25 protein-coding genes and 6 pseudogenes are annotated in these 23966 nt (G+C 45.8%); 20 read left to right on the forward strand and 11 right to left on the reverse strand.

The window, feature by feature from the left end; genetic code table 11:
- Positions 1-73: 73 nt before the first annotated feature.
- Entirely contained in the window at positions 74-1108 is a 1035-nt protein-coding gene (locus CS022_RS03490) for a phytanoyl-CoA dioxygenase family protein (protein WP_129121113.1), read from the forward strand.
- Between the two features lie 145 nt (positions 1109-1253).
- Here CS022_RS03490 and CS022_RS25825 read toward each other — a convergent pair whose 3' ends face one another.
- From CS022_RS25825 to CS022_RS03515, 9 genes and pseudogenes are all read right to left on the reverse strand, one after another.
- Complete coding sequence (locus CS022_RS25825) at positions 1254-1511, reverse strand: substrate-binding domain-containing protein (RefSeq protein WP_235869218.1); 258 nt, start codon at positions 1509-1511, stop codon at positions 1254-1256.
- A gap of 53 nt (positions 1512-1564) precedes the next feature.
- Positions 1565-2272: a LacI family DNA-binding transcriptional regulator gene (locus CS022_RS03495; protein ID WP_235869219.1), complete on the reverse strand. Its 708-nt coding sequence runs from the start codon at positions 2270-2272 to the stop codon at positions 1565-1567.
- 174 nt (positions 2273-2446) lie between these two features.
- On the reverse strand, positions 2447-2572 hold the full coding sequence (locus CS022_RS27140; RefSeq protein ID WP_268967856.1) for a hypothetical protein: 126 nt from the start codon (positions 2570-2572) through the stop codon (positions 2447-2449).
- A 48-nt stretch (positions 2573-2620) separates the two neighbouring features.
- Positions 2621-2803 (reverse strand): annotated as a pseudogene (locus tag CS022_RS27145) (sugar ABC transporter substrate-binding protein); the annotation flags it as partial.
- Positions 2746-3411 (reverse strand): substrate-binding domain-containing protein, encoded by a 666-nt coding sequence (locus CS022_RS03500; protein ID WP_268967857.1) that lies wholly within the window; start codon positions 3409-3411, stop codon positions 2746-2748. The pseudogene CS022_RS27145 and the gene CS022_RS03500, both read right to left, overlap by 58 nt.
- Positions 3412-3504: 93 nt before the next feature.
- A complete protein-coding gene (locus tag CS022_RS03505; RefSeq protein WP_129121114.1) occupies positions 3505-4308 on the reverse strand; it encodes an ATP-binding cassette domain-containing protein in 804 nt (267 codons plus the stop codon).
- A 25-nt stretch (positions 4309-4333) separates the two neighbouring features.
- Complete coding sequence (locus tag CS022_RS03510) at positions 4334-5158, reverse strand: ABC transporter permease (protein ID WP_235869220.1); 825 nt, start codon at positions 5156-5158, stop codon at positions 4334-4336.
- Positions 5159-5172: 14 nt separating this feature from the next.
- A complete protein-coding gene (locus CS022_RS25830) occupies positions 5173-5472 on the reverse strand; it encodes a hypothetical protein (RefSeq protein ID WP_235869221.1) in 300 nt (99 codons plus the stop codon).
- Positions 5473-5497: 25 nt separating this feature from the next.
- Entirely contained in the window at positions 5498-6388 is an 891-nt protein-coding gene (locus CS022_RS03515) for a TIM barrel protein (RefSeq protein WP_129121115.1), read from the reverse strand.
- A 384-nt stretch (positions 6389-6772) separates the two neighbouring features.
- Here CS022_RS03515 and iolD point away from each other — a divergent pair.
- The 12 genes and pseudogenes from iolD to CS022_RS03565 all read left to right on the forward strand — a co-directional run bounded on the left by iolD (position 6773) and on the right by CS022_RS03565 (position 16485).
- Positions 6773-8625: pseudogene (gene iolD, locus CS022_RS03520) on the forward strand (3D-(3,5/4)-trihydroxycyclohexane-1,2-dione acylhydrolase (decyclizing)).
- An 87-nt stretch (positions 8626-8712) separates the two neighbouring features.
- A pseudogene (locus tag CS022_RS03525) lies at positions 8713-9890 on the forward strand (Gfo/Idh/MocA family protein).
- Positions 9891-9973: 83 nt separating this feature from the next.
- A complete protein-coding gene (locus tag CS022_RS03530; protein WP_235869222.1) occupies positions 9974-10945 on the forward strand; it encodes a PfkB family carbohydrate kinase in 972 nt (323 codons plus the stop codon).
- Positions 10938-11797 (forward strand): annotated as a pseudogene (locus CS022_RS03535) (5-deoxy-glucuronate isomerase). Before CS022_RS03530 ends, CS022_RS03535 begins: the two are co-directional and overlap by 8 nt.
- 30 nt (positions 11798-11827) lie before the next feature.
- A pseudogene (locus CS022_RS03540) lies at positions 11828-12660 on the forward strand (class II fructose-bisphosphate aldolase).
- A 9-nt stretch (positions 12661-12669) separates the two neighbouring features.
- Positions 12670-12936 (forward strand): hypothetical protein, encoded by a 267-nt coding sequence (locus CS022_RS25835; protein ID WP_235869223.1) that lies wholly within the window; start codon positions 12670-12672, stop codon positions 12934-12936.
- Between the two features lie 37 nt (positions 12937-12973).
- Positions 12974-13030, forward strand: a pseudogene (locus CS022_RS25840) (hypothetical protein); the annotation flags it as partial.
- 21 nt (positions 13031-13051) lie between these two features.
- The gene (locus CS022_RS03545) at positions 13052-13837 is read left to right on the forward strand and encodes a Gfo/Idh/MocA family protein (RefSeq protein ID WP_235869224.1); all 786 of its coding nucleotides are present in this window, start codon (positions 13052-13054) and stop codon (positions 13835-13837) included.
- 215 nt (positions 13838-14052) lie between these two features.
- Positions 14053-14460: an NUDIX domain-containing protein gene (locus CS022_RS03550; RefSeq protein ID WP_129121116.1), complete on the forward strand. Its 408-nt coding sequence runs from the start codon at positions 14053-14055 to the stop codon at positions 14458-14460.
- Positions 14461-14591: 131 nt separating this feature from the next.
- A complete protein-coding gene (locus tag CS022_RS03555) occupies positions 14592-15104 on the forward strand; it encodes a GNAT family N-acetyltransferase (RefSeq protein WP_129121117.1) in 513 nt (170 codons plus the stop codon).
- A 13-nt stretch (positions 15105-15117) separates the two neighbouring features.
- The gene (locus CS022_RS03560) at positions 15118-15531 is read left to right on the forward strand and encodes a gamma-glutamylcyclotransferase family protein (protein WP_129121118.1); all 414 of its coding nucleotides are present in this window, start codon (positions 15118-15120) and stop codon (positions 15529-15531) included.
- 81 nt (positions 15532-15612) lie between these two features.
- On the forward strand, positions 15613-16485 hold the full coding sequence (locus tag CS022_RS03565; protein WP_129121119.1) for an HAD-IIB family hydrolase: 873 nt from the start codon (positions 15613-15615) through the stop codon (positions 16483-16485).
- Between the two features lie 240 nt (positions 16486-16725).
- On the opposite strand, the gene CS022_RS03570 is transcribed toward CS022_RS03565, so the two are convergent.
- Positions 16726-17109: a hypothetical protein gene (locus CS022_RS03570; RefSeq protein WP_129121120.1), complete on the reverse strand. Its 384-nt coding sequence runs from the start codon at positions 17107-17109 to the stop codon at positions 16726-16728.
- Positions 17110-17606: 497 nt separating this feature from the next.
- On the opposite strand from CS022_RS03570, the gene CS022_RS03575 reads away from it, so the two are divergent.
- The 4 genes from CS022_RS03575 to CS022_RS03590 all read left to right on the forward strand — a co-directional run bounded on the left by CS022_RS03575 (position 17607) and on the right by CS022_RS03590 (position 21484).
- Entirely contained in the window at positions 17607-19616 is a 2010-nt protein-coding gene (locus CS022_RS03575) for a putative bifunctional diguanylate cyclase/phosphodiesterase (protein ID WP_161569549.1), read from the forward strand.
- Positions 19617-19883: 267 nt separating this feature from the next.
- On the forward strand, positions 19884-20450 hold the full coding sequence (locus tag CS022_RS03580; RefSeq protein ID WP_129121122.1) for a P-loop NTPase family protein: 567 nt from the start codon (positions 19884-19886) through the stop codon (positions 20448-20450).
- 12 nt (positions 20451-20462) lie between these two features.
- Positions 20463-21071 carry an acyltransferase family protein gene (locus CS022_RS03585; RefSeq protein ID WP_129121123.1) on the forward strand — a complete coding sequence of 203 codons (609 nt, stop codon included), beginning with the start codon at positions 20463-20465 and terminating at the stop codon, positions 21069-21071.
- Positions 21071-21484, forward strand: coding sequence for a hypothetical protein (locus CS022_RS03590; RefSeq protein WP_129121124.1), 414 nt, complete (start codon positions 21071-21073; stop codon positions 21482-21484). Before CS022_RS03585 ends, CS022_RS03590 begins: the two co-directional genes overlap by 1 nt.
- Positions 21485-21489: 5 nt before the next feature.
- Here CS022_RS03590 and CS022_RS03595 read toward each other — a convergent pair whose 3' ends face one another.
- A complete protein-coding gene (locus CS022_RS03595) occupies positions 21490-21867 on the reverse strand; it encodes a hypothetical protein (protein WP_129121125.1) in 378 nt (125 codons plus the stop codon).
- A gap of 294 nt (positions 21868-22161) precedes the next feature.
- On the opposite strand from CS022_RS03595, the gene CS022_RS03600 reads away from it, so the two are divergent.
- The 3 genes from CS022_RS03600 to CS022_RS03610 all read left to right on the forward strand — a co-directional run bounded on the left by CS022_RS03600 (position 22162) and on the right by CS022_RS03610 (position 23920).
- Positions 22162-22650, forward strand: a complete 489-nt coding sequence (locus CS022_RS03600; protein ID WP_129121126.1) for a GNAT family N-acetyltransferase — start codon at positions 22162-22164, stop codon at positions 22648-22650.
- 51 nt (positions 22651-22701) lie between these two features.
- Positions 22702-22932 (forward strand): hypothetical protein, encoded by a 231-nt coding sequence (locus CS022_RS03605; protein ID WP_129121127.1) that lies wholly within the window; start codon positions 22702-22704, stop codon positions 22930-22932.
- A gap of 565 nt (positions 22933-23497) precedes the next feature.
- Positions 23498-23920 (forward strand): MFS transporter, encoded by a 423-nt coding sequence (locus tag CS022_RS03610; protein WP_129121128.1) that lies wholly within the window; start codon positions 23498-23500, stop codon positions 23918-23920.
- Positions 23921-23966 lie beyond the last annotated feature (46 nt).

Consider the following 23966-nt stretch of genomic DNA (forward strand, 5'->3'; position numbering starts at 1 on the left):
TGATGACTTTTAGCAATATGCATCAGTGTTTCAGTAGCTAGAGTGATCATTACAAACACAGGGAGGCGTTCAGATGACATTTTTTACCCATTCTTCAATTTCAGAAGCACTATCGCAGTTGGATAAACTCTGCCGTCAAGAAGCCAGTCAGCATGCATATCCGCATGCGAAGTTCATTGACAAAAATGTGGTTATCTACGATGCCTCAGCATTATTTGGAATCAGTGAATATAGAGCATTAAAAGCTGAGTTTGCCAACGTGCTTAACCATGGCCCCGGTGTGTTAGTGGTTAAAAATGCTTGGAATAACTTACATGGACTCGATGCAATGACAGATGTCTTTGAGCAAATCTTAGAAGATGAGTCTCGCCTCAATCATGGTGATCATTTCGGTCAAAAAGATGCCGTGCCGAATGGGCGGATCTGGAATGTCTTTCAAAAGTCAGCCATCAAAGCGCCAGATATATTTATCGAATATTACTCAAATCCTATCCTCAATTGGGTCAGCGAGGCGTGGCTTGGGCCCGGATACCAAGTGACAGCGCAAGTTAATGTTGTTTACCCCGGCGGAGAGGCTCAGCAACCACACCGTGATTACCATATGGGTTTTCAAGAAAAGACGCGGCTTCACGATTATCCGCAACACGTTCACCGTATGACACCAATGCTGACGCTTCAGGGAGCAGTCGCACATACAGATATGCCTATTGAAGCTGGCCCCACAATGCTATTACCTTTTTCACACCAATTGGATAATGGGTACATCAGCTTCCACCAACCAGAAATGAGGGATTATTTCTTAAACCATGCTGTTCAGATTCCTTTAGAGCGAGGGGATGCAATCTTCTTCAACCCTGCCCTTTGCCATGCAGCGGGAAAAATAAAACTCAAACTATCAACCGCTGCGGTAATTTGCTGCAAATATCGTCAGCATACGCCAAGCCGATGGAGACAGTTGATTCTCTTCAAATTTGTGAAAGTGTATACGAGGTATTACAGGGGAAATGGCATGTTGAGCACTTTGATAACCTTAAGAAATCGACGATTATTTCGGCAATCGCAGACTGTTACGCGTTTCCGACAAACCTTGATTGCGATCCGCCGATAAACGGTATGGCTCCAGCCAGTATGGCAGATATTATGATAGAGGCCATGGATAATGGATGGAGCAAACAAAAGATGCTTGAGGCTCTTACCCAGCAGCAGAGGAACAGAAACAGTTTGTTATGAGGAAACTGCCTGAGTATTAGGGTTTATCGTTTGATAGATCCACGAACCACAGGATGACAAGGCAGTGTTATTGATTGCGGCGGTAAATCCGGATCTGCAATATGAGCAAACAATGCATCTACCGTTGCTTCTACCATTTGAATAGAAGGCTGGCGGATAGTCGACAAATCATATGCGCGGCTTCCTGCGAGTTGTATATCATCAACACCGATAATGCCGACATCCTCAGGAACGCGCAGCCCGAGTTCTTGCCTGACCGCGTCCATACCGCCACACGCCATAATGTCATCAGCAAAGAAGATAGCATCAGGCTGTTCGGAACCTTGAAACAGCCTCAGCGTTGCGTTAAATCCGGCGTCGTAACTGAATTCTCCACCTCAACGACTTGCCAATAATCGCACCCTCTGTGCATCAACTGGCTGACAAAACCTCGCTGGCGTTCAAGAGACGCTGTTGTGCCAACAGGGCCGCCGACAAACGCAGGCCGCATATAGCCAGCATCCAAAACCATATCAGCCGCCATTTTTCCAGCCTCAAGGTTGTCGCAGCTCACCACCGTCACACTGTTTTCACTGGAGGTTCGACCAAAAATAGCCACAGGTGTTTTCTTGATTCTGCATGCTTCCACCAGCTCCTGTGGTAAAGATGCTGATGTGATCACCAATCCATCTACGTTGTACTCCATCACCAGCTCAACGGCTTCGCTGATGTCCATCTCACCATCAACGTTGATAAGTAGGCTATGGCAGTTACGTTTCTGTATTTCAGAGCTGAATGCACTCAGAACGGGCATGTAGAAAGGGTTGTTGAAATCGGTTACCAGAATACCAATTAAGCTTGAGCGCGATTTTATACCTCGGGCAAGGCGGTTTGGCTTATAGTTGAGCGACTCTGCAGCTTGAAGTACTTTATTACGAAGCTTCTCTGAAATACTGGCATCTGGATTAAACGCCCGCGAGACAGCAGATACTGAAACACCAGCCGCTTTTGCCACTTCCACAACAGTGACTTTACCATTCGGGTGAGTATGCGGGTCTTTCATGCGCGGTAATCCATCCAAAGAAAGTAACGTAAGGTCTGAATGACCTCAGAGATAAGAAAATAATAACTGAGAACGTTTTCAACTTCATGGTCTGGATGTCAATCTTGAGATTTGAGCCGCCCCGCTCTCAGAACAAGGCGGCTCGATGGGAAGGTTATAGAGGTAACAGGGTGATTATCTGTACTCACCTGCCAGTTTTTCAACCAAACCTACGTTGTCTTTGGTCACAAAACCCGGACCAGAGTTGATGTTGTTAGATGGGATCACGCCATAACGGTTGAACAGAGTCAGTGCCATCACAGGAACATAGCCTTGAAGGAATGGCTGCTGGTCGATACCCCACTGAATGTTACCTTTTTTAATGGCTTCAGCAATTTCACCACTCAGGTCAAACGTCCCGAAGTAGATTTTGCCCAGTTGACGGTTTTTCTCCAGTGCACGGAGCGTTGGGTGAGCAGACGTTGGACCCAGAGTCAGTACTGCGCCTGTATTTGGGTTCGCACGGAGGTAAGCCAGTACCTTTTTCTCGATACCTGTCGGATCCTGCCTGAATCGATCATCTGGCTACCGAGGTCAACACCAAGCGCATCAGCGAATCCCTGACAACGCTCAACAGACGCAGGGTTTGTGATGTAGTGGTTCACACAAAGGAAGCTAGTGACACCATCTTTCTTCGCACGTTTACCTGCACCAAAGCCCGCATCATACTCAGGTTGGCCTACATGCATCAACGCGCCCACTTTTTCGCTTTGCTCATGGGTGCCTGAGTTAATTGTAATGACAGGGATGCCTTTTTTCTCAGCTTTCGCTAAGGCGCCTTTGAGCACGTCATAGTCAGCAAGCGTGGTAATAATACCATTGGGGTTTGAAGCAACAGCTTGCTCGAGAATGCGTGCCATATCGGCTAGGTCACCCGTTGGTGGGTTACGGTACTCAACGGTGACATCCAGCTGATCGCTGGCTTCTTTGATAGCGTTTTTGATGGTATTCCACCACGAATCTGAATCTGGTGCATGGCTGACCAAGACGAAGCGCTCATTGGCTGCCATTGCTGTACCCGGCGCAAACACTGCGACACAGGCTAAAAGCCCCAGCAAAACGGACGCTTTTTTAACGACGTTGCGTATAACATTTTTCATCCGGCTTTCTCCACGTTTTGTATCCGTTACTTGAATAAAAGCTACATTAGAAGTTTTAGTAAATTGACGGTAATCCGCCAATAGATGCTCTGCTTAGTTAGCATCGGCTGAGTCAGCGCGCGCGAACTCCGCCAGTTCAGCCTCTAAGGTTTCCAGCTCCTGTCCTCCTGACATCATTTCCAGAATCTGTTCCCTGGATACTTCATCTTTTTTCCAGGAGCCCAGGCTTTTACCCCTGTTGAGGAGGGTAAATCTGTCGCCCACCGGGTACGCATGGTGAACGTTGTGAGTAATAAGAATCACTGCCAGCCCTTTGCCTCTGGCTCGCGCGACTACTTTGAGTACGTTGGCAGATTGTTTAACACCCAGCGCTGCGGTTGGCTCATCGAGTATGAGTACCTTGGCGCCAAAATGAATCGCTCGGGCGATGGCTAGACACTGGCGCTCACCGCCAGACATTGTACCGATGGGGTGCTCACAGTCACGGACATCGATGCCCATGTCGGCCATACCCGCTTTGGCAATTTCATTAGCACGCTTGGTGTCAAAGACATCGAAGGGACCCCACTTTTTGGTCAATTCACGACCCATAAAGAAGTTTCGGGTAACGCTCATAAGCGGCACTAACGCTAAGTCTTGATAAACAGTGGCAATACCTGCATCAAGCGCGTCACGGGGTGAATGAAAATCAACCGGCTTACCGTCCATCAAAAACTCACCCTCTGATGGCTTGTGAACACCGGCCAGTGTTTTGATTAGGGTTGATTTACCTGCGCCGTTATCGCCAAGAAGACAATGCACTTCACCCATTTTGACCTTCATATTGATGTCTTTCAGTGCGATAACAGAACCAAAATAACGACTGACGTTGTTGAGCTCTAATATGTATTTATCCATTTCGTCTCTCCTTCCTCGTCGTTAGTTATCGTGCACTGGTTACTTTCTTACGGATGTAGTTATTGAACAGCACCGCAATGAGCAACATGACGCCAAGGAAGACACGGAACCAGTCAGAGTCGACACCGGTAAAGAAGATGCCCATTTGAACCACACCGAATATCAGTGCGCCAAAGAATGCACCTATCACCGAGCCGTAGCCGCCCGTAAGCAATGCCCCGCCAATAACGGCCGCTATGATGGCTTCAAACTCTTTCAGCAACCCGCGGTCAGCCGCCGCTGAACCAAATTCGAGTACCTGACAGGCAGCGAAAACCGTTGCGCAGAATGCGGTAAACATGAAAAGAAGGATTTTGACGCGATCAGTCGGTACACCGACATTTTTCGCTGCATTGGTGTCACCACCCGCCGCAAAAATCCAATTCCCAAAGCGAGTGCGGAGCAAAATGAACGAAGCGATAAACGTAAGTAAGAACCACCACACAATTACCATGGGAATGCCTGACACAATTGGCGAACCGTCGTTGTACGTATCAATCAGTCCAACGTTGGCTAGCCAAATGAAAAACTCTGTCCCTATTTCGCCGCCAAATGCACCGGCAAGCCAATCCCCTTCAGCCGCATCACTGACGCCGGAGAGAATGGTTTTATTAGTAAGAAGGATGGAGAGTGCGATCGTCAGACCGCGCAGTATGAATAAAAAGGCCAAGGATACAATAAAGGAGGGTAACCCCGTTCGGACGACGATGTATCCATTGACAAAACCGATTGCCATTGCACCAACAAAGGCAAAAATAATTGCCAGCCACACAGGCCAGCCCCAGAACACGGAAGGTATTGCGATCATCATGCCCGCGAAGCCAATCATTGACCAATAGAGAGATCAAACTCTCCGGCAATCATTAGCAAACATGCACCCACTGCGATAATCCCCAGCTGTGCAGATACCGTGGTCCAGTTAAGAATTCCGTCTGCATTGAACATCCCTGAATCCCAGGCGACCAATGCAAAAAAGATAAATACCAAGATGGCGCCGGATACCGACCCCAGTTCCGGGCGCGATAGCATCCGGTTTACGATAGAAACACTGCGAACCCTTTCGTCATCAGCGCTTTTATTTTGATCACTCTGTCGTTCTGGCTGAGTTGCTTTCACCGTGGTCATTCTTAATCTCCCTGTCGCTTCAGAGTTATGCAAGAATGGTATTTTCAATAAAGACTCTGCTTTTTTCGGCATCTGTTTGAACGTCATTTTTCGCTGCTGGATCCGTATCCTGTTCCACAGTGACCCAACCAGTGAAATTAATTTCATTCAATGCCTGTTTTACAGACGAAAAATCAACGCAGCCTTCGCCAAGCGGACAAAAAATGTTTTGTCCAATTGCGTTGTAAAAATCGATGCCTTCTTTCACTGCGTGTGCATGAACGTCTTGCTGAATGTCTTTAAAGTGTAGATAGCGAACGCGGTCTCTATAGCGTTTGATGACATCAGCAGGATCCATCCCTGCATAGACACAATGGCCAGTATCAACGCATAGGGATATAAGCGAAGCAGGTAACTCATCCATCGCTCGAATAACTTCGTCTTCGTACTCGATATATGTACCTGCATGCGGATGGAGAGTGGCTGTAATGCCATTGGCATTACAAATTTCTCCAACACGTTTGAGGGTGAACATCATTTCACTCCACCTCGCGTCATCGAGTCGGGTTGCTGTTTCTTTTTGTCCTGCCTCATCAGTTCTTGGAGAGCTAACATGGTCAATCACAACCAGAAACTCTGCGCCCTGCTCTTTCAATATCCTGCATGTCGTCTCTGTCTTTTGGAGTATGCGCTTTCTTTCCTCGGGTTTGTGTAAGTAATCGAACAAAGTCCCTGCTATCAATTTGAGTTGTTGTTCTTTGAGTGCAGTTGATAACTTACCTCCGTCTGTCGGTAAGTATCCCAAGGGCCCCAATTCCGTCGCTTTGTAACCTGCAAGCGACATTTCTCTCAACACCTGATTCCATGGCGGATTCTCAGGGTTATCTGCAAATTCAATACCCCATGAACAAGGGGCATTTGCCAGATTTAACTCCACTTCATCACTCCTCACACTTCGGTTGGCTAACACTACTCAAGCGAAAGAAAACAATGACGCTGCGCTTGAAACGACCAAACCAACCCACACCAAAAATGAAACATCTCGTTAACATGCATTAAACATTTATGGGAATGTTTTCAAATTGTCAAACCAGAAAGCATCAAATTAGTACATTAAAGTGACTCAGATCATGATTAATGATTAAATTATCAGTGAATGGTGATTATTTTGCGTGCTCGGGATTGAAAACATTTTCATTACTCGTCTAATCTTTAACCAAAAGGAATAGTCAAGCTGTTAGCGCCGCTGAAAGGCTTTGTAAAAATGTCTTCAGGGGCCAACAGAAATATTGATCGCCTCAATTTGTGATGGAGCTATGTAATGGAAACGGTTCGACTCACCACTGCGGAAGCACTTGTCAAATATCTCAGTGCCCAGTACATAACGATTGATGGGAAAGAGGAGCAGCTCTTCGGCTGTGCATTTGCAATCTTCGGGCACGGCAATGTTACGTGTCTCGGCCAACAGCTTTTTGAACATCAAAACACGATACCGACATGGCGAGGTCAAAATGAACAGTCAATGGCATTAGCGGCTATTGCTTATGCGCGTGCAAACAAACGGCAACGCATAGGCATCGCCACGTCTTCCGTCGGGCCGGGGGCCGCAAATATGCTGACAGCAGCTGGCGTTGCACATACCAACAGGCTTCCTCTTCTCATGTTGGCGGGAGATACCTTTCAATCCCGTCTGCCCGACCCTGTTCTTCAACAAACGGAACATTTTAATAACCCAACCCTGACGGTGAATGATGCATTCAAAACGGTCACCCGGTATTGGGACCGCATCACCAAACCAAGCCAACTTACCGCATCATTGCCGCAAGCGATTGCCACCATGTTGGATCCTGCAGACTGCGGTCCAGTGATGATTGCCTTACCGCAGGATACGCAAGGCGAAGCATGGGATTTCCCCACATCATTCTTCGAGAAAAAAGTGCATCGTATTCGGCGTCCACAACCAGAAGCGATCGATTTAGAACAAGCGGCTGAGTGGCTCAAATCTTCCAAGAAACCACTGATAGTTGCGGGAGGTGGTTTGTTTTACAGCCGCGCAGACAAAGCATTTCTCGAGTTTGTCGACCGTCACCAAATACCGGTAGTAGAAACTATCGCTGGCAGAACTATCTTGCCCGCAGGACACCCTTTAAATTGCGGGCCTCTTGGTGCTACGGGTTGCGACAGTGCCAATCACCTTGCTGCGGAAGCCGACTGTGTGCTGGCCATCGGGACGCGACTGCAGGATTTCACAACGGCTCGTGGACCGTCTTCCAACACCCTGATCTCCGCATTATCAGTATCAATGCCTGTCGTTTTGATGCTACCAAGCATCAGGCATTGGCAGTCATCTCTGATGCGCGTGACAGTGTCACATTATTAAGCAAGACACTGGGTGACTGGGCTATTAGTGACAGTTGGAAATCAGTCGCAGTCTGTGAACGTGAAGGCTGGGTGGAGACGGTATCAAAACGCACAGAAAGCACGGACACTGCACTTCCCTCTTATGCGCAGATTGTGGGCAAAGTAAACCATTTAGCTGACGTCAATGACCGAATTATTACCGCTGCTGGGGGCTTACCTGCTGAACTGAATATGAATTGGTTGGCCTCGCAAAGCGGGCAACTGGATATCGAGTTTGGTTTTTCATGCATGGGATATGAGATCGCTGCGGGTTGGGGAGCCAAAATGGCCATGCCGGATAACGACCCGATTGTCCTTGTCGGTGACGGGTCATATTTGATGCTTAATTCGGACATTTACAGCTCTGTGTTAACGGGTCACAAAATGATCATCATTGTTTGTGACAACGGCGGTTTTGCCGTCATCAACAAGCTGCAAAACAACACAGGAAACACCAGTTTTAATAATCTTTTGAAGGATTGTGCGACCACACGCGAGGGAGAACTTCCTTGTGTTGATTTCGTGTCTCACGCCAAAGGGCTTGGCGCGAACGCTGAAAAAATTAATCACCTGAAAGACTTCGATGCCGCATTTGAGCGTGCTAAGGCATCAAACAAAACCTATGTGATTGTGACCGATATTGACCCAACACTTTGGTCGTCAACCGATTCCTGGTGGGAGGTCGGCTTGCCCGAGGTCACCGACAATGCTGATAGAGCAAAAGTCATCAAAGACTGGGAAGCAGGCAGACAACATCAGCGCCGAGGCGTGTAGACAGCATTCTCTTTTGGAGCCGGATTCTATTTCGAGCAGGGTTTTCTCTCGAGAAGAATAGCTTCGAGAGTTTAAAGAGGAAGAAACATGTTCAATGAAGAAACACGACTCGCAGCTCCCATTCGTTGGGGGTTGGTTGGCGGAGGCAGAGGCAGTGAAATTGGTCACTCTCACCGGGCTGCGGCAGTACGTGACCACCTTTTCACGTTTGTTGCTGGTGCAATGGACCTGAGTGCCGCTCGCTGTAAAGACTTTGGTAAAAGCCTCGGGTTGGATGAAGACCGTTGCTACCCTGACTACGCCACCATGTTTGCCAAAGAGGCACAACGCGATGACGGCATTCAGGCTGTTTCGATTGCGACGCCGAATTCAACGCATTTCGAAATCGCTAAAGCCGCTCTGGAAAACGGGCTTCATGTCATTTGTGAAAAGCCAGTCACGATACATGTTCATGAAGCCGAAACGTTAAAAGCGATTGCCAAGCAACACAACCGATTCTTTGCTGTGATGTATGGCTATTCCGGTTATCCGATGATCCATCAAGCCAGAGAAATGGTGCAACGCGGCGATATTGGCGAGGTGCGTATCGTTAATATGCAGTTTGCTCATGGATTCCACAGTGCCGAGGTCGAGAAATTCAGCGACGGCGCAAAGTGGCGCATGTCGCCAGAGGTTTCCGGACCTAGCTTCATTATTGGCGACTGTGGCACCCACCCTTTTTATCTTGCCTCTTTGATAACAGGTTTACAGGTCTCGTCGCTACTCTGTTCAAAACAAAGCTTTATTGAGAGCCGTTCACCGCTTGAAGATAACGCTAACATCCTTTTCAAATTCGAAGGCGGTGCAGTCGGCACACTTTGGCAAGTGCGGTAAATGCGGGTTCTATGCACAAACAGAAAGTACGTGTGGTTGGCGAGAAGGCCAGTATTGAATGGTGGGATGAATACCCAAATCAACTTCGTTACGAGGTACAGGGTGAACCCGTTCAGATTCTCGAACGTGGTATGGGATATCTCTATAACGACAGTGCTGCCGTAGGTTGCCCCCGTGTCGGCGGCGGTCACCCCGAAGGCTTTTTCGAATCATGGGCCAATCTCTATCACAGGTATGCCTTGGTGATTGATGCCATCGAACGAGGTGATACTGAGGCAAAAGACAGTCTTTGGTATCCCGACATTGAGGCAGGTATTGATGGCGTCAAAATGATCAATGCATGTGTGAAATCGGCCGATGCCGGCGCAGTGTGGGTGGATTATGACCATTAATACAATTCAACTCGCAGGCTGGGCGAAAAACAGCCAAAGACCGCTTGATGTGATATGTCTTGGCCGCGCGGGCGTCGACCTTTATGCGCAGCAACCCAATACCGATTTTCGGACATCACAACGTTTTACAAGGCGGTCGCGGGTCACCCGCCAATATTGCCATCGGGCTTGCCAAACTCAATGCCAGTGTCGGCTTTATTGGTGCCGTCTCCAGTGATGGAATTGGCGATTTCGTTTGTGAGTTTATGGCCAAACGTGATATTGACTTGTCGGGGATCCGCCATTTATCCGGAGAATACCGCACCAGTCTTGCTGTCTGCGAGCTGAAACAAGCACCGGAAGTCGTCATTTACCGAAATCTCGCCGCCGATCTGGCAATTACGCCCGCCGATATTTCGCCGGATTATATCGGTTCCGCCCGCTGTCTGGTGGTGTCCGGTACTGCACTTTCCACCAGCCCATCGCGTGAAGCAACGCTTCTCGCCATGGAAACAGCGCAGAAACACGGCACCAAAGTAATTCTCGATTTAGATTTTCGCGCCTACTCGTGGCAGGACGACCCTGCTATTCAGTATGAGCGCGCCGCACAGCTTTCTGACGTCCTGATCGGTAATCGGGAAGAGTTTTCCATCCTCACCATAGGTTCAGATGCCGACACCCAGTCACCTAACTATGTGCAAACCGCCGAAGAGTTACTGGAGGATGCCGGGTTGGAAATGGTGATTGTGAAAGCAGGCTCAGAGGGCTGCGATGTTTTTGGACGTGATAGTCATGGCGATATAACACGGCTTTCTCAAGGCGTGTTCACTGTTGAGGCACAAAAGCCTTACGGAGCCGGAGACGCCTTTGCAGCAGCCGTTATCTTCGGGTTGTTAAACAGCTACTCCCTGCATGATGCCCTGACAATGGGGGCAGCCAATGCCGCGATTAACGTGATGGGCACAACCTGTTCGGAAGACATGGCGTCGCTGCAAGAAATTATGAATTTTATATCACTACATAGTGACAGCGTCACTAATGGTGAGTATTTAGAAAGGACACAACATCATGGGTAAACACATTCCGCCTTTTGCAAACAACAATGAAGCCATCATTGACGTTAATGATGACACAACACCCTTGTGTTATTTCAACCATGTTCTGCTGAAACAGGGTGAAAGCCATACGTACGCCCTTGACGATTATGAGTCTGCCGTTGTGCTCGCGAGCGGGAGCTGCAATATCAGCGTCAGCGAAGAGAAATTCGATGGAATTGGAAAACGTTCCAGCGTCTGGGATGGTGACCCTGCTGCCGTGTATGTGCCACCCGGTGACAAGGTGACAATAACGTGCGTATCAGACAGTGCTGATGTGATGATCGCAGGTGGAAAGTACGATGCCAGTTCGGAAGATAAATCGCTGGTACCTTTTGCCATTGATCCAGATGACACGGACAAAATCCAATACGGCAGTGACGACACAAAAACACATCGCAAAATTAAACATATCCTTGGCCAGAAAAACGCAGACCAGCGAGGCCGTCTATTGGTCAGCGAATTGTTTACCGTCGGAGCTGGCGGCTGGTCAGGCTTTCCGCCTCACAAGCACGACACAGAACGCGGCAAGGAAGAAACCCGTTTCGAAGAAGTCTATCAATTCAGATTCAACCCTGACCATGGCTTTGGTGCCCAGTTTCTGTATGAACACCACAACGACCAAGGGCCTGTGTATCACGTGAAAACAGGTAGCGTGATTGCCATTGATAAGGGCTATCACCCAGTGTTGCTGCACCAGGTTACGAAATGTACTACTTCACCATCATCGTCGGTGAAAGCAGCCAATCTTTGGTGCAGTACTTTGACCCTAACCACGCCTATCAGGTCGAAACAATTCCCGGCATCAAAGATATGGTGGCTAAATTTAAATAAGGCCATGACCTAAGGATCAGGAACCGCGTTATGTTGGTCAATTTACAGGAACTGTTGTCAGAGGCTGCAATGTCTCCCGGCGCTGTCGGATGCTGCAATGTCTTTGGTATTGAAGAGGCCATTGCCATTATTTCAGCCGCTGAAGAGGCTAAACGCCCGGTTATTCTTGCTGTTAACAAAGATATGGCAGAGCTTGCAGGCGTAGAAGCATGGCGGGTTTGTTGTTACCACTGGCAAAAGCGTCATCAACAAAAGTTTGTGTTCATCTCGATCACTGTTACGAAGAAGAAATTGTTTTTCGGGCGATTCATGCCGGATTTACATCAGTGATGTTTGACGGCTCTCAATTACCTCTTGCTGAAAATATCCGCAGAACCAAACAAGTCTCAGACGTTGCCAAATCAGTGGGGGTTTCACTTGAAGGGGAGCTGGGTTCGGTGCCCTATCAGGAAGGCCGGGATTACATTAAATCTGCACTAACCGACCCGGAAGAAGCTATCGCGTATGAGCAACAAAGCGGTATAGATGCACTGGCTATCTCTGTGGGCAATGTGCACAGAATGGCCGAAGCAGGCACACCGATAAACTTCGATTTGGTCACAAAGCTCGAAGAATCAGTCTCGCTTCCTCTGGTGATTCACGGCACAACCGGCATTTCAGAGCAAGATATCCGGGCGCTGAAGCGACTTCGGATCGCCAAATTTAATGTCGGTACCACACTCAGGCAAGCATTCGGCTATGCCATTCGAAGAAACATGGATAAAGAGCCGGAGAAATACGATCGTCAATATTTCGCAGGCACAGCAATAGATTCACTGAGGCAAGAAGCGAAGCGAATCATCACCCTACTTGCGCCGGAATAAGGATAACCAATGAGCAAAGCGACAGAAAAACTGGGAAGACGACTGCGTTTGGGAGTAATTGGTGGTGGACCTAAGTCCTTTATCGGTGTTGTTCATCGCTCGGCGGCGACGATTCACGAAGAATTTGATGTGGTCGCTGGCGTGTTTTCCTCTGATCCTCAACGGTCAATGGCAGCCGGCAAATCTTTGGGGGTCAAGCGCCTTATGAAAATGCAGATGCGCTGTTTGCGGGTGAGGCAAATTGTGCGAAACCTATCGATGCTCTTGCCATTATGACGCCGAATAACAGTCATTTTGATCTCTCCATCAAGCTCTGGGCGCTGGCTTTCATGTCTTCTGTGAGAAACCATTAACAACCACGCAAGAAGACGCCAAAGCCTTGGTACAGAAAGTGCGAGAATCCGGAAAACGCTATTGTGTTGCCTATGCATATACGGGTTTTGCCATGGTCAGACAAGCACGGGCAATGATCGAAGCAGGAGAACTTGGCGATATCCAGATGGTGCAAAGCAACTACACGCAGGGGCACCTCGCCACCCTCACTGAGTCAGAGATAAATGGCACAAACTGGCACATGGATGAATCACTCGCGGGTCCCTCATTGATCCTCGGTGATATCGGCACCCACAGCTACCATCTGGCTTCTTATGTCACGGGCATGATTCCGCAATCACTCAGCGCCGACGTGACGGCACTGGTTGAGGGACGAAAAGCGGATGACTATTGCGGAATAATGATGCGCTACTCCAACAATGCAAGAGGGATGTTGTGGGTGACACAGGCAGCCGCTGGCGGTGTTCACGGTCTCTCGCTCACTGTGTATGGCACTAAGGGCGGTTTAGAGTGGCATCAGGAGCAACCGAATGAACTGATTGTTCGTCCGCTCGGTAAACCTGCTTACACACTGACGAAAGGCGGCGTAGGGTTATCAGAGCCCGCCAAGAGATTATCGCATATCGCTATTGGTCATCCGGAAGGTTATCGTGAGGCTTTTGCCAACTTGTATCTTGATTTTGCCTCCAACATCATTGATGACATGACCAGTGAAACGCCCAACCCGCTATCGTTATGGAACCCGAGTGTTGAAGATGGTGCAAAAGGAATGGCCTTTATCTTTGCAGCATTGAGTTCACGCGACCAAGACGGAAAGTGGTCTCAACTGCCTGATTTAACCTAACTCAGGGTACATTCAGTTTTTCTATGAGCTAAATGGCGTCATTATCCGGCGCCATTGTCGGTTATCTGTTATATCAATCTCAATACAATAAGGAATGGAGAGAGCGGGTTTCTCCCGCCTGTTAGAGTCAAACAACAACTCATTCACGCCCGTTATCTTATGTCAGCGTCAAACTATATCCAGCAACTACGGGAAAAAATTGGCACTATGCTATTATGGTCCCCGGTGTCGCAGCGGTCATTCTTAATGAACAAGGACAACTTTTACTGCAGAAAAAAGCAGACGGCAGCTGGAGCTTACCCGCAGGAATGATTGAACCGGGCGAATCGCCTAAAACAGCTCTGTTACGTGAAGTTGAAGAAGAAACTGGCTTTAAGGTAAGTGTTGAGAAACTGATTGGAATATTCGGTGGAGAGGGGTTCGGCTTTACTTATCCTAACGGTGATCAGGTGGAATATACCGCCATGTTATTTCGTTGCACAATAAACGGGCAATCAGAAAAACCGTTAGATAAAGAAACCGTGTCACTCGAATATTTTGACAAACATTCAATGCCTGAGCTGGCGTTACCCTACCCGTTGGATTGTCTATTTGATGATTTTGCAGAGGTCGTAATCACTTAATAAATGAAAAAATATACATTCATATTTTTTAATTATGTTAAATGCAATATACAATTTTCTGATAGATAAATTGACAGTACGATAGGAAAAATATGCAATATGTGAATCAAAATAACTAACGGAAATTAATAATGAGTTTTGAAGTTGTATTCGGTAAGAAAGAAAACGTCAGTACAATAACAGAAATATTTAATCACTATATTTTGAATTCAAACGCAAGATTTGAAACCGAACCCTTTACTATCGAGAACAGAATGCATTGGTACAGTCAGTTTTCGGTACACACACCGCATGTTCTCTTGGTTGCTAAAGAGGACGATAAGATATTAGGTTTCTGTTGCTCTCAACCTTACCGTCCTTCAGGCGCTTTTGTCGACACCGTTGAAGTCACGATCTATCTGGCTCCAGATGCAACAACAAAAGGAATAGGAACTGCGCTTTATCGATCTCTATTCGCTCATCTCAAAACACAAAATGTGCATAGCGTGCTTTCTGGTGTCGCGATGCCAAATGACGCATCACTGGCACTCCACAAGAAATTTGGCTTTCGCGAAGTAGGTACCTTTAGTCAGTACGCAAAAAAGCACGATGAGTATATTAGTTCCACCTGGTTGCAGTTACTTTTGAGTGAACAACAAGGATAGACATCGCCAAAACATGAATAAAGTTTTTGTATTTGGAACCCTTAAAGAGGGGTTTCCCAATTTTCCAACCAATAAGGGAAAGAGGTTTCGCAGAGACTTCAAAACTGTTGCCGCCTTTTCGCTTTACCTAGTTGGTGAACGATACTCACCTTGGATTATCCCTGACGCTCAACGCGGCAAGAAAATACTTGGCCAAGTATTCACCGTAAATGATCAGGTTTTACATGATATGGACCGATTAGAACGGATAACCCAACCTGATGGGTATCGAAGAATTACTACTGATGTTGTTTGTTGTGAATCGGGCGAATATTTTGCTGCTTTTCTATACACTAAGTTGCCAGAACAATTAGTAGACAGTTCGATAAGACGAAAGCTGTGTAATGAATATACTCTAGAGCATTCAACATTGTACCGTGGTAGGTAAAGCAATAATAAGTCTCACCAGCATAAAAATAATGACATTCAGCATTGATTTAAATAAACATAAGGCCTCGGCAGAAAAACGATGAACGACATATCTGATATATCAAATACGCTATTCGTAACAGATTTAGACGGTACTTTACTCAACGAGCACCAAACTCTCAGTGACGCTGCTTTATCTTTCTTCTTAGAGCATGATGCGAATCATCTTAATTTTACTTATGCTACCGCCCGCTCTCTAACCAGCAGCCGATTTGTATTGGATAGCTTGAACCTTAAGTTACCGGTCATTCTTTACAATGGCGCACAAATATACTGCCCGGTGAAACAGGAATACATTCACAGCGCTTACCTCGAACAAGATGTAGCTTCTTCCCTTATTGGTCAGTTTATTGAAGACGGCATGTCGCCTGTTGTGCATTGCATTGACGAAAACGGAGACCTTCGGGTTTACTTCCAAAATATCAGTAATCCGAGCACGGCTAAGTGGCTCAACTCACGGCTTGAACGCGGAGATACTCGTTTCAGGGCGACAACGGGCTTTTCTGAAATCACTCAATCTCATGTGATTGAAATTATGCTTGCAGATTGCCATGAGAGACTTTCGGCATACCAGCCCATGTTAGACAATGACAATATGTTGTCATACGTGCTTTCTGAAGATATCTATTCCCCCGGTCATTTTTGGTTGGAAGTCAGCAATGCCAAAGCAAATAAAGGTGATGCCGTTGCAGCCTTAAAAACGCATTTAAATCTCTCGCACATCGTGACCTTTGGTGATAACCACAATGATATCCCGATGTTTCAACGTTCTGATTGGTCATTTGCAGTAGAAAATGGCGTTGAATCCGCCCATGCTGCGGCATCTCACGTGATAGGGAAAAACACTGAAGACACCGTCATCACTCAGTTAAGAGCGATTCTGCAAAACTCAAAGACAAAACAGCCAGCATAAATAATCGGGTCGATTTTCAACACACGTTTTAAAGCTCGGTCTGACCTCTAAGTCAGCTTGTATCCGCTGTCATTGTATTGATTACAAGAAATACTAAACAGCGGACCACTCTCCGGTTACATTCAAAATTAAATCAAGCCATCGCGTAGAGCTGCTCATTAAAATCAAGTCTGGTGTTTGCCGCCAAGCAACATTTTCGATGACTTCAGTATGTAAGCAGGAGCGGAGATTGAGCAGTATTTATGCTGAGGTCATACGTTTCTCGTCTCTTATTTGAGCGACTTCCTTTGCAGCATAAAGCAGGACCAGAGCAAAAGGTAAAATAACTCTCGAGCTATTGCTGATTTGACTCTCGAAATCCAACAAATCAAGAAGGAAGAGTCCCAAAAGCACTGCTGAGACGGAAGCTACAATTGAGGTAATAAAGGACGCCTTACTGAACAGTTTATAAAGGCTGTATCCTAGCAAGCAGCCTAACGCAGCACCGACCACGCCTGCAATGAAACTATACATAAAGCCATCAAACACTATCGGCGTTTCATCGAAATAGCTGGAGAGTAGATACACCACAGCAGACACGGTTACAGTATAAAGGCTAACTTCTTTAAAAATATTTGAGCGCATTTTATCCAATTGATGATCATATGTTGTGGTTTACAACGTTAACATTAACAATCAATAACAACGCTACATTATTGTCTTTTATGGAGAAAATTCACATTAGCAGATAACCACAAAGCGATTGGCCAAACAAGTAGAGTACGCCCAACCAGCAGCCTGCGACTTTCAAATTTTGTCTAATTAAGCAATCAGTTTCATTCCCATATCTTGTACAGCATCTGATTTTGAAAGTACTTTATAATTTTTTAACTTCTAAGATATAGGCTGAGGCATGTCCGATTCCAGTGAGCCGAATCTCTAGCACATTAGCCAATTACGCGGGCATTCAAACAGTTACCTGTGTTTTTGTAGCACTCATGTTTCTGACTGAGGATGTACGCGAATTACAGAGTGTTATCATTCTGCAATCCATCGTTTTCTGTTTACTTTTTTCTGTATTTTTCATTCAGTACAAGCGCTTAAGTCATGACATTTGGTTAGTCATATCTGGCTGGCTATTTTTGACAACACATATCATGTGGTGGGTCATTACCAATGGGCTTTTTCCAATTGACCCAACCGTTATTCATCTCTCCCAACTGATTGCGATTTTGGCGTCCTTTGTTTTTTTCTATATAGAGAGTTCGACCATTGAACGCCTGTTTTCTGTAAAAGGCTTTCTGACTGATTTGTTCTTCATTATGACGGCTATCTGCATCACGCTGACAATTGTTTTTAATAATGAAGTATCAGTATTTTTGAAGAGTGAAACAGGTGATGGCCTTATTGTTATCTTCACTTTTATGTTGACGACAATATTCGTTTTGTCGGGGTGCTTTGCACTGATAGGTAGGTTATCGTCAAGTAGGATAAGTTTTTTGTATGTTGGTATGGCGATAACGACGCTGATACATACTTTCTGCCTCGCCTACCCCTATCTTTTTGGTCAACCAGAGGACATAAAAACCCTTCATTTGATCAGTTTCGTTGTACTCAGCCAATGCTGTGCTTTTGTTTCTATATTTTTGTTTCAACAAAATCGCTATTCGCAAATTAAATCAGTTCGCAGAAACAAGCTCGACGTTGCCCTTTACATGTCAATCTGCACGCTTGCTGTGTCTGTCCCTTCGGGTATGCTAATCAATTTTCTGACTGGTGTTTCACAGCCAAACCCGCAAATGCTAATGCTGACGATCGCTCTTTGCATGTTTTTTATGTCAATGCGATTTATCGAGTTGATAGCGACAATTACACGGGCCAGAAATCGTTATTTTTTAGATGCTCACTATGACCCCCTGACGAAGGTCTACAACAGAAGAGGGTTACTCTTCTCATTGGAGAACTCTCCCTTTGATGGACTGGCTATCTTCTGTGTCGACATAGATGACTTCAAATCTATCAATGACGAGTACGGGCATATCGTTGGCGACAAACTGTTGGTTGAAATAGCGATCATCCTTAAAGAGGTAATAAGCCACCTGCCACCCGAACAGGAAGACAAAATATTTATTGCAAGAATGGGGGGCGATGAATTTCTTGTTGCCATTACAAGTGATGACATCGATGTCGAAACGCTCGCTGAGTGCTGCCATTCCAAGCTAAAGGGATGGATTGAAGTCGATGGTGTTAAACTCTATTCCTCAGCCAGCTTCGGTGTCAGTCTGTGGCATCCTTCATCAAAGTTCGAACAAGTATTCAGAGCGGCTGACATTGCCATGTATCAGGCCAAAAAAAGCCGACGAGGTATACTCAATGAAAAACAAATCCAACTTACCAATATCCAATCACGGCAGTCTAAACGAGAGGTACTGCACAATGCGCTCTCTAACGGTCAGTTGACCGCATATAGTCAACCTATCTGTGAAATCAGCACTGGGAAGATCGTTGGCGTAGAGGTGTTGGCGAGAATAAATTTAGACAGTGGTCATCTGCTATCACCCGCCAATTTTATTGAATTAGTTTACGAAGGTGGTTTGGAAAACACCTTCACTGAACTACTTCTTGAGCAAATACCTGCCGCAGCCGCTGAATCACGAAAATTAAAAATCGCCATCAACACTCCCCCGCAACTGATATCTACCATTCATCAGGCTAAGTGGCTTAACCAAAAAATCATTGACGTCGGTCTCTCTCCCGAAAATACCACACTGGAGATCATAGAGCTTTCAATTGAGAACGATGAAACATCGGCATCAGTGACGTGGCTCAAAACGCAGGGCTATACCATCGCACTCGATGATTTTGGCGTGGGTTTTTCAAATCTCGCGCGCTTGGGAAACCTGCCTATAGACATCGTCAAACTGGATAAATCACTACTCAGTATTACAGACGCCAAAGCAAAATTACTGGCACAACAAACCACCGAAATGGCTCATCAAATGGGCATGAAAGTTACAGCCGAGGGCATTGAAACCAGAGAGCAGTTTGATTTTGCGAAGCAAATTGGCGTTGAGTATATTCAGGGGTATTACATAGGGCGCCCTCAAGCTATGCAATTTCAACTTAGCCAGCTTAATGAGATTCTGGTCTGATCCTTAACTTATTTTGATCATCTACGCGAGTTCTTGGTAAACATATCGGGCCCTTGAGACTGAACGAGAGCCCTCTACGCCAGTCAGCTACCCACATTGATAGTGAATGTGTTGCTCACAACTTAAAATTTCTGGTTCTGTTGGTAATTAAAAACCGCAAACGTAGAGTCTGCACTTGGTTCCACTTTATGAAAAGAAGCTTTGAGTAGATACTAAAATCACGCTCTACTGTGTCCCCCCTTTCTACGCGATTTTTGAGGTTACTTGATGGATGTCATTGTAATATTTGGGCCTCCAGCAGTAGGTAAAATGACGGTGGGTATGGCGCTCGCTGAACAAACAGGTTACCGACTTTTCCACAACCACATGACTCTTGAGTTGGTTAACAACTTCTTCGAGTTTGAAGACCCTGAATTCTGGCCTTTGGTCCGTCAAATCAGGGAACAACTGTTTGCAGCCATTAAGCATAGCGATATGAAGGGCCTCATCTACACCTTTGTGTGGGCATTGGATGAAGAGAAAGATCGCCAGTCTCTTGAAAAATATTGCGCGGCTATGGGCGTGTCAGTGGAAAACGTCTTATTTGTTGAGCTTACCGCAGATACCTATACCAGGCTGAACCGTAACAAAACCGAGCTTCGCTTGGCTGAAAAGAAATCGAAGAATAACCTTGAGAAATCTGAAGCTAACTTGCTGGATTTTGACAATAAACATCAGATGAATTCAGCCGACGACTTTATATATCCGAACCATATCAAAATAGATAACTCTGACCTCAGCCCTCAGCAAACTGCCGAGAAAATCGCGCTACACTTTGAACTACCACGTAAATAACGTTTCTTTCTAATGGTTAAAGACAAGCCGGAACGACGCTACGACCTCGATTGGTTGCGAGTCATTGCCGTACTTTTGCTGATCGTTTATCACTGTGCCATCGCATTTCAGCCCTGGGCGCACAAGATTTCGTTTATTCAGAATGTAGAACTGATGGAGGGGCTCTGGACGGCAATGGAAGCTATGAATATATGGCGTATCCCACTGATCTTCGTCATCTCTGGTTTTGCATTCGCCAGCGCCATGAGAGCAAGATCTGTAAAAGAAGCACTGATTGAGAGAACGACAAGAATTTTAGTGCCTGCCGTTTTTTGTTCCTTGTTATTGGTTCCGTTGCAATTTTTCGTTTTTCAGCACTACGAAAATATACCGCTTAGCTACCATGCAGAGCCTTCCTACACATGGTTTCTACTCAATATCTTTGTGTATGTATTACTGACCGTTACCCCGCTACACTGGCTCAAGAATAAAAATGAATTACCTGCCATGCCTACGTTACTTTCGTTGCCTGCACTATTCGTGCTGGAGGCGATATTTGTCACTCCAGAGATGTACGCCAATTTCTATATGACGATGCACGGCTTATATTGGGCTTTGCCGCATTTATTTTTGGTATCTTAATGGCTAAATCAACCTACCAAAGTTGGTACAGCTTGAGCTTATTATTTCCATTATTTATGGTGACAGCGGCTGGTCTATATATCGCCCGAGTGAAGGGGTTTACAATCGCGACAGCGCCAATTCTCACCGCTGTCGAAGCAAGTCTATGGATTCTTTCAGCACTGGGAACGGGGCACCGCTACCTCAATAAACCCAATCGCTGGCTTCCTATGTTAAGTCAGTCAGTTTACCCCGTTTACCTTGTTCATATGCTTATTCTGTTCTTACTGAGTACTCTGTTGCTACCGCTCAGTGTTGAAGCAGGAGTTAAGTTTGTCTTGCTCACAACAATGACATTCTTACTCAGTTTTAGCGCATATTTGGTGCTAAAAAGGCTTCCCGTCGTTCTATTATTCTTCGGGGTAAAATACTAAAGAAATCAGTCGCGCTCATCACGAGTCACGACAGCGAGAATAGGAAACTGACTGCTTCCAAAATCGGCAATTACGATAAACTCTTCTCGTGCGTCGACGTCTTCACGAATGCTTCTCGGGTAACGTGTACTCTGATCAGCCATGACAGCCGTAATATGTTTTTCCTCAAAAACATGCCGAATGCTGTCTGTGTTTTTTATCGTCAACTGCACATACCTTTCCCCACACTCGTTACTCATCAAAGTACCACTCACAACTTTAAAGTAACCAGCAAGAGGTTTTTCCCAGCTGTTCTCCCGAAACGAGGTGTTATTTTGTAAGGTACCTTCATATTCAAGTTTGCTGTTGCAGGTCGCGAAAGAAGGGCTGGACAACAGCATCATGCTGAAAACCAACAGTGAAGATACGCCTTTTCGATAACTGATGCGGGTTGATTTCTTAATAATTAACTCCACGAAAACATTAATAGAACAGTGTTTCTAATGCGTCAGAGAGATTAACATTAAAGCAGACAATAAAAAATTCCTCTCTTCAAGTAGCGCACAGTTTGGCGGGTAAACCTTGGTTTATCAGTGACGCAACTCGAGGAAGTTCATCCTCCCCAGATGAATGAGTAACGCTAACGCTACACTCTCATTCGGATGATGAGTCGCTAAGTTGACGCAAAAAGAGAGATAATGAAAGCCAATATTTACGCTGAACGTGTGTTTTTAAGGCAATTAACAGCAGACGATACAGATGATTTGATGAAAACCTATGGCAACCCCCTCACCATGGAGTTTGGTTCAGATCCGGTTTTCACCTCAACAGCCATGGTCTCGCAACTGCTAAAAAGTATGGAGAACTTTGCGCAAAACCATGCATCTTACGAATGGGGAATCGTTACCCAAGATACCGGAGAAGTCATTGGTACTTGTGGTTTTCATAGTTTCTCGCCCTGCCGGACCGAGTGTGAAGTGGGTTGTTTATTGAATTCTGAATTTTGGCGACAAGGATATATGTCCGAAGCCCTATCTGTACTCTTCAGTCATGCAAAGTCACTAGGCGTTGAGCGACTCTTTGCCAGCATAGATCCAAATAATTACCGCTCAATCGGGCTATTTTGTAAACTCGGATTTACTATCGATCATCAGACATCTCGCTTTTCTTTATGCTTGGGACGTTGAGTTTTGCATATCAAATCGAGGTTACGACTTACCCTAAAAAAGAAACACGATATGGCATTGATTAAGGATCTTCGCCGTCAACCTGTTTGGCTGCCTGTCGTTTATATCGGTCTGGGAATAACAGCGAGTATTGTCGGATTTATCAGCCACGATACATTTTTCCTCACTGACTTTTTATTATTTGCTGGTGGAGGATTACTGGCACTGGGCTGTGAAAAGCACGTTACACGGTCAATTCGTAAAACCGCTCTCGAACTGTATAAAAAGCAAAAGCACACGTGAAACACCGCGAAAGACACATAAATCTGATCATTTCAGTTTTGTGACAACCATTAGACTTTACTAATTATAGTTATAAAGATGATAACTATTCTTATTTAGTTCGTCGTATTTATCTTGGATCAAGGTTTTACATCATCGTCGCATCTCGTAAAGTTAGGCCTAAGCTCGTTTCGCATCTTACGAGTAGCCTGACGGAGATATATCATGTCGAACCTAACCACAGCTGAACTCTCTGAACCCAACAAAAAGAAAAGCCTGCTACAACACTGGCGAGAACAATCTCCTCAAACTAGGTTCTTCTTTTTGTCAGTTTCTTTTTCAATCTCAGCTTCTACATGGTATACCCCTACCTTGTCTTGCACCTCGAATCAGGCGTCATGATAGGCGCTGCATCTATTGCCGTAATATTGGCTGCACGAACCTTTTTTCAGCAAAGCTTGTTTATCCTAGGTGGAGTATTATCCGACTGATTTGGAATGAAGAGGTTACTGGTTGCGGGAACATTTTTACGCGCAGCTGGTTTTATTGGGTTTGCTTTTGTTGTGGTCTCATCGCAGCAGCCTGTATGACAGGACTTGCAGGCGCCCTTTTTACTCCCGCAGGACAAGCGTATTTTTCATCGCCAGATATAAAATCTCGACCTCTATTCGGGCTAGTGGCAATTACTCGAAAGGCGGGATATCTCGTCGGACCCGCACTTGGTTATGTTCTGTTCAAGATTGATTTTTCTCTGATATGTCTGACCTCAGCAATTCCTTTTGTTGTATTTGGTCTGATATTTATGAGGCTTGACGTCGATCCGCTGGTCAAAACCACTGCCCAAGCAAAAGGATGGTTTGATGGCGTGAGTCATGTTTTCAAAAAGCGTCGTTTCCTTATTTTCTCATCAACACTGTCTGTCTATTTTCTTTTCGTAGGACAACTTTTCTTCACGCTTCCCATGGAAGTCAAACTCAGAGGCGGTAGTGAAAATATGCTCATTGAATAGCCACCGATTTACTAGACACTTTTGAGCCTTTCTTTGTACTGCTTTT

Source organism: Veronia nyctiphanis (assembly GCF_004116385.1).
In the GTDB taxonomy this organism is placed as follows: domain Bacteria; phylum Pseudomonadota; class Gammaproteobacteria; order Enterobacterales; family Vibrionaceae; genus Veronia; species Veronia nyctiphanis.

What these genes read in the sequence shown, in the direction of transcription:
- CS022_RS03490 (WP_129121113.1), top strand. Translation starts at nt 74, where the DNA reads ATGACATTTTTTACCCATTCTTCAATTTCAGAAGCACTATCGCAGTTG.
- CS022_RS25825 (WP_235869218.1), bottom strand. Translation starts at nt 1,511, where the DNA reads ATGGCGTGTGGCGGTATGGACGCGGTCAGGCAAGAACTCGGGCTGCGC.
- CS022_RS03495 (WP_235869219.1), bottom strand. Translation starts at nt 2,272, where the DNA reads ATGAAAGACCCGCATACTCACCCGAATGGTAAAGTCACTGTTGTGGAA.
- CS022_RS03500 (WP_268967857.1), bottom strand. Translation starts at nt 3,411, where the DNA reads ATGAAAAATGTTATACGCAACGTCGTTAAAAAAGCGTCCGTTTTGCTG.
- CS022_RS03505 (WP_129121114.1), bottom strand. Translation starts at nt 4,308, where the DNA reads ATGGATAAATACATATTAGAGCTCAACAACGTCAGTCGTTATTTTGGT.
- CS022_RS03510 (WP_235869220.1), bottom strand. Translation starts at nt 5,158, where the DNA reads ATGATGATCGCAATACCTTCCGTGTTCTGGGGCTGGCCTGTGTGGCTG.
- CS022_RS25830 (WP_235869221.1), bottom strand. Translation starts at nt 5,472, where the DNA reads ATGACCACGGTGAAAGCAACTCAGCCAGAACGACAGAGTGATCAAAAT.
- CS022_RS03530 (WP_235869222.1), top strand. Translation starts at nt 9,974, where the DNA reads ATGCGCAGCAACCCAATACCGATTTTCGGACATCACAACGTTTTACAA.
- CS022_RS25835 (WP_235869223.1), top strand. Translation starts at nt 12,670, where the DNA reads ATGAGCAAAGCGACAGAAAAACTGGGAAGACGACTGCGTTTGGGAGTA.
- CS022_RS03550 (WP_129121116.1), top strand. Translation starts at nt 14,053, where the DNA reads ATGGTCCCCGGTGTCGCAGCGGTCATTCTTAATGAACAAGGACAACTT.
- CS022_RS03555 (WP_129121117.1), top strand. Translation starts at nt 14,592, where the DNA reads ATGAGTTTTGAAGTTGTATTCGGTAAGAAAGAAAACGTCAGTACAATA.
- CS022_RS03560 (WP_129121118.1), top strand. Translation starts at nt 15,118, where the DNA reads ATGAATAAAGTTTTTGTATTTGGAACCCTTAAAGAGGGGTTTCCCAAT.
- CS022_RS03565 (WP_129121119.1), top strand. Translation starts at nt 15,613, where the DNA reads ATGAACGACATATCTGATATATCAAATACGCTATTCGTAACAGATTTA.
- CS022_RS03570 (WP_129121120.1), bottom strand. Translation starts at nt 17,109, where the DNA reads ATGCGCTCAAATATTTTTAAAGAAGTTAGCCTTTATACTGTAACCGTG.
- CS022_RS03580 (WP_129121122.1), top strand. Translation starts at nt 19,884, where the DNA reads ATGGATGTCATTGTAATATTTGGGCCTCCAGCAGTAGGTAAAATGACG.
- CS022_RS03585 (WP_129121123.1), top strand. Translation starts at nt 20,463, where the DNA reads ATGGTTAAAGACAAGCCGGAACGACGCTACGACCTCGATTGGTTGCGA.
- CS022_RS03590 (WP_129121124.1), top strand. Translation starts at nt 21,071, where the DNA reads ATGGCTAAATCAACCTACCAAAGTTGGTACAGCTTGAGCTTATTATTT.
- CS022_RS03595 (WP_129121125.1), bottom strand. Translation starts at nt 21,867, where the DNA reads ATGATGCTGTTGTCCAGCCCTTCTTTCGCGACCTGCAACAGCAAACTT.
- CS022_RS03600 (WP_129121126.1), top strand. Translation starts at nt 22,162, where the DNA reads ATGAAAGCCAATATTTACGCTGAACGTGTGTTTTTAAGGCAATTAACA.
- CS022_RS03605 (WP_129121127.1), top strand. Translation starts at nt 22,702, where the DNA reads ATGGCATTGATTAAGGATCTTCGCCGTCAACCTGTTTGGCTGCCTGTC.
- CS022_RS03610 (WP_129121128.1), top strand. Translation starts at nt 23,498, where the DNA reads ATGACAGGACTTGCAGGCGCCCTTTTTACTCCCGCAGGACAAGCGTAT.